This window comes from Streptomyces sp. NPDC006296 (assembly GCF_040613235.1).
Lineage (GTDB): Bacteria > Actinomycetota > Actinomycetes > Streptomycetales > Streptomycetaceae > Streptomyces.
Genome location: NZ_JBEXRT010000009.1, coordinates 169359 through 177850, shown reverse-complemented (window position 1 = coordinate 177850; position 8492 = coordinate 169359). Strand labels below are relative to the sequence as shown.

9 protein-coding genes are annotated in these 8492 nt (G+C 71.3%); 2 read left to right on the top strand and 7 right to left on the bottom strand.

Translation table 11 applies throughout. The annotated features are described in order from the left end of the window. Positions 1-127: 127 nt before the first annotated feature. The 4 genes from ABZ172_RS09290 to ABZ172_RS09275 all read right to left on the bottom strand — a co-directional run bounded on the left by ABZ172_RS09290 (position 128) and on the right by ABZ172_RS09275 (position 3949). The gene (locus ABZ172_RS09290; protein WP_356881839.1) at positions 128-883 is read right to left on the bottom strand and encodes an AIM24 family protein; all 756 of its coding nucleotides are present in this window, start codon (positions 881-883) and stop codon (positions 128-130) included. Positions 884-901: 18 nt separating this feature from the next. Then, a complete protein-coding gene (locus ABZ172_RS09285; protein ID WP_356881837.1) occupies positions 902-1582 on the bottom strand; it encodes an AIM24 family protein in 681 nt (226 codons plus the stop codon). Between the two features lie 11 nt (positions 1583-1593). Next, on the bottom strand, positions 1594-3198 hold the full coding sequence (locus ABZ172_RS09280; RefSeq protein WP_356881835.1) for a TerD family protein: 1605 nt from the start codon (positions 3196-3198) through the stop codon (positions 1594-1596). A 106-nt stretch (positions 3199-3304) separates the two neighbouring features. Next, a complete protein-coding gene (locus ABZ172_RS09275; RefSeq protein WP_356881833.1) occupies positions 3305-3949 on the bottom strand; it encodes a M48 family metallopeptidase in 645 nt (214 codons plus the stop codon). 179 nt (positions 3950-4128) lie between these two features. Between ABZ172_RS09275 and ABZ172_RS09270 the strand changes: the two genes are divergently transcribed. Both ABZ172_RS09270 and ABZ172_RS09265 read left to right on the top strand, forming a co-directional pair. Next, entirely contained in the window at positions 4129-5274 is a 1146-nt protein-coding gene (locus ABZ172_RS09270; RefSeq protein WP_356881831.1) for a ThiF family adenylyltransferase, read from the top strand. Positions 5275-5337: 63 nt separating this feature from the next. Continuing rightward, positions 5338-6792, top strand: a complete 1455-nt coding sequence (locus tag ABZ172_RS09265; RefSeq protein ID WP_356881829.1) for an AarF/ABC1/UbiB kinase family protein — start codon at positions 5338-5340, stop codon at positions 6790-6792. A gap of 346 nt (positions 6793-7138) precedes the next feature. On the opposite strand, the gene ABZ172_RS09260 is transcribed toward ABZ172_RS09265, so the two are convergent. The 3 genes from ABZ172_RS09260 to ABZ172_RS09250 all read right to left on the bottom strand — a co-directional run bounded on the left by ABZ172_RS09260 (position 7139) and on the right by ABZ172_RS09250 (position 8368). Continuing rightward, complete coding sequence (locus tag ABZ172_RS09260; protein ID WP_356881853.1) at positions 7139-7483, bottom strand: hypothetical protein; 345 nt, start codon at positions 7481-7483, stop codon at positions 7139-7141. A gap of 17 nt (positions 7484-7500) precedes the next feature. Further along, positions 7501-7869 carry a WhiB family transcriptional regulator gene (locus tag ABZ172_RS09255; RefSeq protein WP_356881827.1) on the bottom strand — a complete coding sequence of 123 codons (369 nt, stop codon included), beginning with the start codon at positions 7867-7869 and terminating at the stop codon, positions 7501-7503. A gap of 169 nt (positions 7870-8038) precedes the next feature. Next, complete coding sequence (locus ABZ172_RS09250; protein WP_356881825.1) at positions 8039-8368, bottom strand: hypothetical protein; 330 nt, start codon at positions 8366-8368, stop codon at positions 8039-8041. Between the last annotated feature and the right edge of the window lie 124 nt (positions 8369-8492).

The following is an 8492-nucleotide window of genomic DNA, read 5'->3' as shown; positions in this document are numbered from 1 at the left end:
CCCACTTTTAACAAGCACAAGACGGAATAGTTTATAGTTGGGTGGGTGTGGGTTGTCCCGCGGGGGGCCCCCCCCCCCCCGGGGGGGCCCCCGCGCCCCCCCCCCCCGTCCGTGCCGCCGGCCGTGATCAGTTCCAGCTGTTGTTCTGGTTCTGCCCGTGGGCGCCGTGCTGGCCCATCCCGAACTGCGCCGCGGCGCCCTGGCCGATCTGGGCGTTCTGCGGAGGCAGGACCTCGCTCGGCTGGACGAGGGCGAAGCCCTGGCCCAGGAAGCTCAGCTCCCAGCCCTCCCCCGTGCTGCCGCGCCGCCGCATGACCCCCGAGGAGTGGGTCTGGGCCTGCATCTGCACCCGCAGCCCGCTCGACCAGGCGACGATCGCGTCGGCGTCGGCGTTGACGTACTTGTCGGGTGTCACCTGCATCATCAGCGGCTGGCCGGAGGTCATCAGGGCGACCTTGCCGCTGCCCGAGATGTTCAGCTGGTACTTGCCGGTACCGGAGATCCCGTACTGGCTGTCCACCGCGATGACCTCGGTGTGCAGCGAGGAGTCCAGCGCGAGGACGTAGGCGCTGTCGACCGTCATCCCCTCGTGGTCGACGTCGACCACGTGGATGTACTGGGCGAGGTTGGCCAGGTAGACCGTGCCCTGGCCCGAGCAGCGCATGAGGTCGAGGCCCTCACCCGTGCTCCTGCGCGCACTGCGCTGGCTGTGCGACTGGTACTCCCCGTCGAACTCCATGAGCCCCTGGTAGGCGACCATGGCGCCCTTGCGGGCGAGGACGTCGTCGTGCCCGGTCAGCGCGACGCGCAGGAGCTGCGGGTTCTGGACGGTGTAGCGGTCCTGCGACTGCTGTTCGGTGTGGCTGAAAAGCGGACTCTGCATGGTGTGTTCCTCCCCCGCTCAGTTCCGGATCCGCAGACGGTCCGTACTGTCCTCGCTCGGCTGGACGACGACGATGCCCTGGCCCGAGAAGGCCATCTGGTAGGCCTCTCCGCTGCCCCGGCCGATGAGCGAGCCCGCCTTGAAGCTGCGCTTGCCCTTCACCTTGAGGTTCGGGGACCAGGCGACGAGGGCGTCGGGGTCGACGTACGTCTCGTCCTCGCCCCGGCCGCAGTCGACGACCACGGGGGTGCCGCGCGAGGTGATGGCGACCCAGCCGGTGCCCTGGACGGCGACGTTCCACAGGCCCTGGCCGGCGAACTTGGCCAGTCCCTTGACCCGCTCCACGCCCCAGCTGAGGTGGCTGTCGAAGGCGAGCAGATTGGTCCCGTTGACCGACAGGGCATCGTTGTTCAGGTTGATGACCACCACGTCGGCGCCGTAGTCGGCGAGGTAGAGCAGCCCGTCGCCGGCGCACTTCATCAGCGGGGTGCCCTCGCCGGTGATCCACTGGGACGCGATCTGGCGGACGGCGGGCGGGTTGGGCTCGTACTGGATGAAGCCCTCGTAGGCCACCATCGAGCCGGTGCGCGCGTACAGGTCCTGGCCGCTTGCCATGGCGACCTTGAGCATCGTGCGGCCGTGGTTCTCCATGCGGGCCGTGACGGGGGTCGGGGCGAAGCCCGCGAGTTGCTGGTTCATGACGGGCTCCCTCAGACCTCGTAGGGCTGGACGACGATGAAGTTCCCGGGGGCTCCCCGGAACTGGAGGTTCACGGTCTCCCCGCTGTGCCCCGGGTACGCGTTGCGGCGCAGCCGGACCTGGCTGGAGACGATCACCTGGGAGGCCGCCGACCAGGCCACCACGGCGTTGCAGTCGGCGAAGGTGGTCGGTGTGACCGGCAGGACGACCGGCACGCCGTGCGTCTTGACGACGACGGTGCCGGTGCCCTGGAACTGCATGGTGAACAGGGCTCCGCCGGGGATGCCGTGCCCCTCGATCCTGCGGACCTCGTACTGCAGCGACTCGTCGAAGGCGAGGACGTTCTCCGCGGAGACGCAGATGCCGTCACCCTGCAGTTCGACGGGGTGCAGATGGGATCCGTCCTCGGCGAGGAAGACCTGGCCGCGGCCGGTGCAGCGCATCAGCTGCATCTCCTGGCCGGTCGCGTTGCCGACCATGCGGCCGGCGAAACCGGCGCCCTTGTAGCCGAAGTCGACCTTGCCCTGGTACATCACCATGCTGCCCTGGCGGGCCAGCACCGGCATGTCGCCCATCGTGAGGTCGACCCGCATGAGCTGCTGGTTCTGCGAGGTCCAGCGCTGCCCGGTGGGGGTCTCCTTGTAGAGCTGCAGGGCCGCCCGCAGTCCCGCCCCGGCGGCGGGAACACCCTGGGGCACCCCGTGCGGTGCACCCGGGGGCTGCTGCCCGAACGGCGGGGCGCCCGGAGGCTGCTGCCCGAACGGCGGGGTTCCCGGGGGCTGCTGTCCGTAGGGCGGCGGCGGGGGCGGAGCGCCCTGGCCGGGGATCTGGCCGAACTGCGGCTGCTGAGGCGGCTGCCCGTACGGAGCGGGTGCCGGGGGCGTCGGCGCCAGCGGTGCCGCGAGGGTGGGCGCGGCGTGCATCGGCTGCTGCTGCGGTGCGGGACCCGGCGCCGCGGGAGCGCCGAAGGCGGGGGCGGGCTGCGGCGGCCCGGGTGCGGCCGGGGCGCCGAAGGCGGGGGGCGCGGAGGCCTGGGACGGCGGGGCGAAGGCGGGAGGAGCGCCCTGGGGCGGTGCGGCGGGTTCCTCCTCGGCGACCTCGCCGCCGAAGTTCCTGAGCAGCGCGTCGAGTCCGCCGTCGAAGCCCTGGCCGACCGCGGCGAAGCGCCAGACGTCCTTCAGGTAGAAGTCGCCGAGCATGACCGCGCGCTCGGTGGTGAACTCCGAACCGGTGAAGGCGTACTTCACCACTTCCTCGCCGCCCGCGACGATACGGATGTGTCCGGGGCCCACCTGGGACATCTGTCCGGCACCGTCGAGGGTCGCGGTGAAGGACAGCTTGTGGATGTTCGCCGGGACCCGGTCGAGGGTGACGCGGAAGGATTCGGTGTCACCGGCCTGGGCGCCGAGAAGCTGAATGGACTCCTCAGGCGATTTCGGCTGGTTGAAGAAGATGAAATACCGGTCGTCGGAGAGCTGTTCGTCGGCGTCGAGACCGAAGCAGCTGATGTCGAACGTCAGGCCCGGGCCTGCGATCTGCACACCTACGTACAGATCCGTCCCTGACGTGAGATCACTGACCTTGGCCTTGTGGCCGCGCTGGAATTCCCTGGCCATGCGTAACGACCGTCCCCCATCCCGAAGGTGAATACGTCGCGTCAGGCTAACCGCAAACCACGACAACGGGCCAAGTCGGTACAGACCCGGTACACAAGCGGCGGCGTCACTCCTCGCGGGCGGCGGGCAGATCGGGCAGCCGGCCGGCCGCCACGACCCCTTCGAGATACCCCCGCGCGCGCTCGGTCCGCGGATACGCCTCCAGCAGGCGCCAGAAGCGCGGACCGTGCCCCGGAACGAGCAGGTGGGCCAGCTCGTGGAGGAGGACGTAGTCGACGACGTACTCCGGCATGCCCTGCAGCCGGTGCGAGAGCCGGATACTGCCCTCGGCCGGGGTGCAGGAACCCCAGCGGGTGTTCTGGTTGGTCACCCAGCGCACCGAGGCCGGCCGTGCCCGGTCGTCGAGATACTGGCCGGAGAGCCGCTCGGCCCGCTCGGACAGCTCGCCGTCACCGATGACCCGCTTGCTCTCCTGCGCCGCGAGCTTGTCGAGCATCACGCCGACCCAGCGCCGCTCCTCGGCCTCCGACATCCGGGCCGGGATGAGCACGACGGTGCGGTCGCCCTCGCGGTAGGCGGAGACCGTCCTGCTGCGCCGCGCGCTCCTGCGGACCTCGACCGGACCGGCCTGCGCGCGGTTCTGCCGGGGGGCGGTACGCCGCTCGCGTCCGGCGCCGGGCGCGGGGGTCTCCCCGGTCACAGCGGAGGCAGGGGTCTCCCCGGTCAGGGCGGAAGAGGGGTCGGCGGGCACGGCTCGACGTTACCCGCTGACGCCGTGACGCGTCCCGCCCCCGGCACTCCGTCATTGATCCACTTCTCGGCCCGCACGATTTGAACGACTAATACCCCCGGCCTGTGGATAACTTTCCGCCGGTTTCGCCGCCGCCTTGCATTCTGGCAACAGATCCCGACACCGACCTGGGAGTAGCCATGCATCTGATGCTGAAGCCCGCACTCCGGCGTGCCTGGCGCGGACGGAACACCGTGCAATTCGGCGTGACCCCCGCGCACGCGGTGACGCTGGGGCCGATGGATATCGCCACGGGCAGCTTTCTGGAACTGCTCGACGGGACGCGCGGACTTCCGCTGCTGCGCGAGGAGGCCAGAGCCCTGGACCTGTCGGACCGCCATGTGGACCTTCTGGTCTCGCGCCTCACGGAAGCAGGCCTGCTGGACGATCCGGACGCCGGCGGACCGGGTGCCGAGGCCCTGCGGCTCCGCGCCGAGACCGTCGAGCGGCAGCGGCCCGACGCGGCGACGCTCTCCGTCGTCGATCCGGTGCCCGGCGGCGGGCTGCGCAGGCTCGCGGCCCGGCGGGCGATGCGGGTCCAGGTGCGCGGCGCGGGCAGGGTCGGCGCGGCGATCGCCGCGATCCTCTCCGGGTCGGGGGTGGGCCGCGTCGAGGTCCTCGACGGGGGCCGCACCGAGCCCTGGGACGTGGCGCCGGGAGGCCTCCCGGCCTCGTCGGTCGGAGAGCGGCGGGACACCGCGGCTCGGCAGTTGGTGCGCAGGTCGGCCGTCGGCGGGCCACCGCGCGCGGGCGGGCCGGACACGGCTCCGGCGTCGGGCGAGCCCGCCCTCTCCCTGATCGTGGTGGCGCCCAGGGACGGTCTCTCCGTCTACGCCCCCGATCAGGAGATCGCCGCACCCTGGATCGCCTCGGGGACACCTCATCTCTACGCCGGTGTCATCGAGGCGACGGGGGTGGTCGGGCCGCTGGTGCTGCCGGGAGGCACCGGCTGTGCGGGCTGTCTGGCGCTGCGCCGCGCGGACGCGGACCCCCAGTGGCCGCGGATGCTCGCCCAGTGGAGGTCCGGGCGGCGCACCTGTGTGCAGGCCTGCGACCTGGGGCTGGCGGCGTCGGTGGCCGGTCTCGCCGCGGCCCACGCGCTGTCCTTCCTCGACGGGGAGCTTCCCGCCTGCACGGGGACACGCTGGGAGGCCGCCATGCCCCTGCTGGACTGGCGGTCGGAGCGGCTGGCACCGCATCCCGACTGCTCCTGCGGCGCCGGCGGGCACACTGAGGTGGAGCTCACCTCCGCGGCAGCCGCCGGGCAGGACACAATGGCCGGGTGACCGGCGCCGACGGAGCGGGGCCGCGTGTCACGTGGCACGGCAGTCTGGGAACTGGAGGGGCACATGTCTGATCTTCCCCGGAAGGCGGTCACCCGTACCGCGAAGCTGGCAGCCCTGCCGCTCGGCTTCGCCGGCCGTGCCACCTGGGGTCTGGGCAAGCGGATCGGCGGGAAGTCCGCCGAGATCGTGGCGCGTGAGGTGCAGCAGCGCACGGCGGACCAGCTCTTCAAGGTCCTCGGCGAGCTGAAGGGCGGTGCGATGAAGCTGGGACAGGCGCTGTCCGTCTTCGAGTCCGCGCTGCCCGAGGATGTCGCGGGCCCCTACCGCGCGGCGCTGACCAAGCTGCAGGAGGCCGCCCCGCCCATGCCGACCCGCACCGTCCACGCGGTGCTGGCGGAGCGGCTCGGCGAGGACTGGCGGGAGTTGTTCACCGAGTTCGACGACCAGCCCTCCGCCGCGGCCTCCATCGGCCAGGTCCACCGCGCCGTCTGGCACGACGGACGGGATGTCGCCGTGAAGGTGCAGTACCCGGGCGCGGGAGAGGCGCTGCTGTCGGATCTCACCCAGCTCAGCCGCTTCGCACGGCTCCTCGGCCCCCTGGTTCCCGGCATGGACATCAAGCCGCTCATCAGCGAGCTCCGCGACCGGGTGTCCGAGGAGCTGGACTACGAGATCGAGGCCTTGGCGCAGCAGGAGCACGCGGCCGAGTTCGAGGGCGATCCCGATGTGGTGGTCCCGGCGGTGGTGCACCGGTCCGAGCAGGTGCTGGTCACCGAGTGGATCGAGGGGATCCCGCTGTCGGAGGTGATCGCCGACGGCACCAAGGAGCAGCGGGACCGGGCGGGCCAGCTGCTGGGGCGCTTCCTCTTCTCCGGGCCCGCGCGCACGGGTCTGCTGCACGCGGATCCCCACCCCGGGAACTTCCGGCTGCTCCCCCCTGCGGGGGCGGCCGCCGAGGGGACCGCGGACCCGGACGACGATCCCCGGCTGTGGCGCCTGGGCGTGCTCGACTTCGGCACGGTGGACCGGCTGCCGGGCGGTCTGCCGCGGACCATCGGTGACGCCCTGCGGATGACACTGGACGGGGACGCCGACGGCGTCTACGCGATGCTCCGCGAGGAGGGCTTCGTCAGGGAGTCGATCGAGCTCGAACCGGACGCCGTGCTCGCCTATCTGCTGCCCATCATCGAGCCGGCGCAGGCGGACGAGTTCACCTTCACCCGCTCCTGGCTGCGCAGCCAGGCCGCCCGTATCGCGGATCCGCGTTCCCCGGCACACCAGTTGGGGAAGCAGCTGAACCTTCCGCCGTCGTACCTGCTGATCCACCGCGTGACCCTGAGCACGATCGGGGTGCTCTGCCAGCTGGGCGCGACCGTCCGGCTGCGGGACGAACTGGAGTCCTGGCTGCCGGGGTTCGTCCTGGAAGGCGATGCGGAGGGCGAACCGGACGGCCCTTGCGGCAAGGAGCAGGGCACGGACGAGGACAGCGCGCAGGAGGACACCCCGGCCGGGGTCTGAGGCGGAGCCGACCGGGGGGGGTGTGAGGTGGAAGCCGACCGGAGTCCGAGGCAGAGGCCGACCGGAAGGTGAGGCGGCCGGCCGGGAGGTGAGAAGGCCGGACGGACGGTGAGAAAGCGGCCGCACACCCCGGCCCTCCGCCCGTTTCCCCTCCCTCAGGCGTCCCTCTCCCTCTCCCGGGCCTGCTCCACGCTCCGTCCCTCCGCGGCGTCGTGGACGGGGCCGGTCGGGGAGGCCACGCACTGCGGGGCCGGCCCGGTGGGGCCGGCCCCGCTGGAGGGGAGGGTGGCTGCCTCGTGGGCCGAGCGGTGGCCCGGCAGCCGTGGTGCGCCTGCTGGTGAGACCGTCAGTGCATGACGGCCATGGCCAGCGCGCGACGGGCGCGCATCGAGGCACGCTCCGCACGGCGCTGCATCCGCCGGGCAGCCATCAGACGCTCCGCCTGACGTCCCTCCTCGGCTTCCCTCATGCGGTCGTGCATATGAGCACGAGCCAGCGCTTCTGGAATGAGTTGCATCTCGCGGGTCCTGTTCTGACGCGAGTCGTTCGCGCCGGTGATGGTGACGTCCTGGGTCGCGGAGCCGACGGGCTCGCGTGTGGTGGTGACAGTGCTCATTGGTGCCTGATTCCGGGGGTCATGGGTCTGGGGACGGTCGATGGTTCCGATGCGCTTCGTTCGTGTGGGGGACATGGCCCCCAGGCCGACGGTCACGCCGCGACCGGGTTCTTGCGCGGACGGCCACGCGGCCGCTTCCGGGCGACGACGACGCCCTGGACGAAGAGCTCCCCGCCCCACACGCCCCACGGCTCGCGCCGCTCCTTGGCCCCGGCGAGGCAGGCCTCGACCAGCGGGCAGGTACGGCAGAGGGACTTGGCGTACTCGACGTCCGCCGGGGACTCGGCGAAGAAGACCTCCGGGTCGTAGGAACGACAGGGGACGGGTACGCCGAGGTTCTCGATGGCGTCGTCGAGCGCGGTGAGCGCGGTGAGGGGGATCAAGGTCGGGTCCTCCGTGGAGCGGGGCGGGGTGATCGTGCCGGAAGGCGGTACGGACGGGGCGTGCGTCTCGAGTTGCACGGTGGTGTAGTCCTCGTCTGGTCGTGCCGGCCTGTCGGCCGGTTGGCGGCTGGTAACCAGGTCCTGCTGTTCCGAGGCTCCTTCGTCGTCTCGTCCGTTCGGACAAAACAAAAGGGCCGCGGATCCCGAGTGGGGTTCCGCGGCCCTGAAGGCGCCGGCCTGATGAGAATCAGGCTGGATCACTCCAGGGTTCAGGCCCACGGAAGGCCCACATGGTGTGGTGCTGCGTCGTCTGCTTCTTGGCTCCGGCACCGGCCGCGGCTGCCGCGAAGGCATAGGCCGAGGCCTGTCCCTTCACTACCGCTGCTTCCAGTGCCTCGGTCGGTCGCTCATTGCGCTCCCGCACGGGCAGGCTCGACGGGGAAACCGGGCGGACGGCGGAGTTGCCGGACACACGGATGCCACCGAGGGAGAGCTGCGAGGACGGGTTGAGGCCGAGCGAGCAGGCGGAGACGACCGACGGATCGGTCAGTTTGGTGGTGTTGATGATGCTGATCACGACAATCGCCTCCTCTCGGCGTCTCAAGGGACCGGCCGGGGCCGGTCCTGCGGTATTCGGATAAGTACAGCACGGAGTCAGGGCTTCGGAGAAGCCGCCGTTCCCGTGGTTAAGAACCTATGGT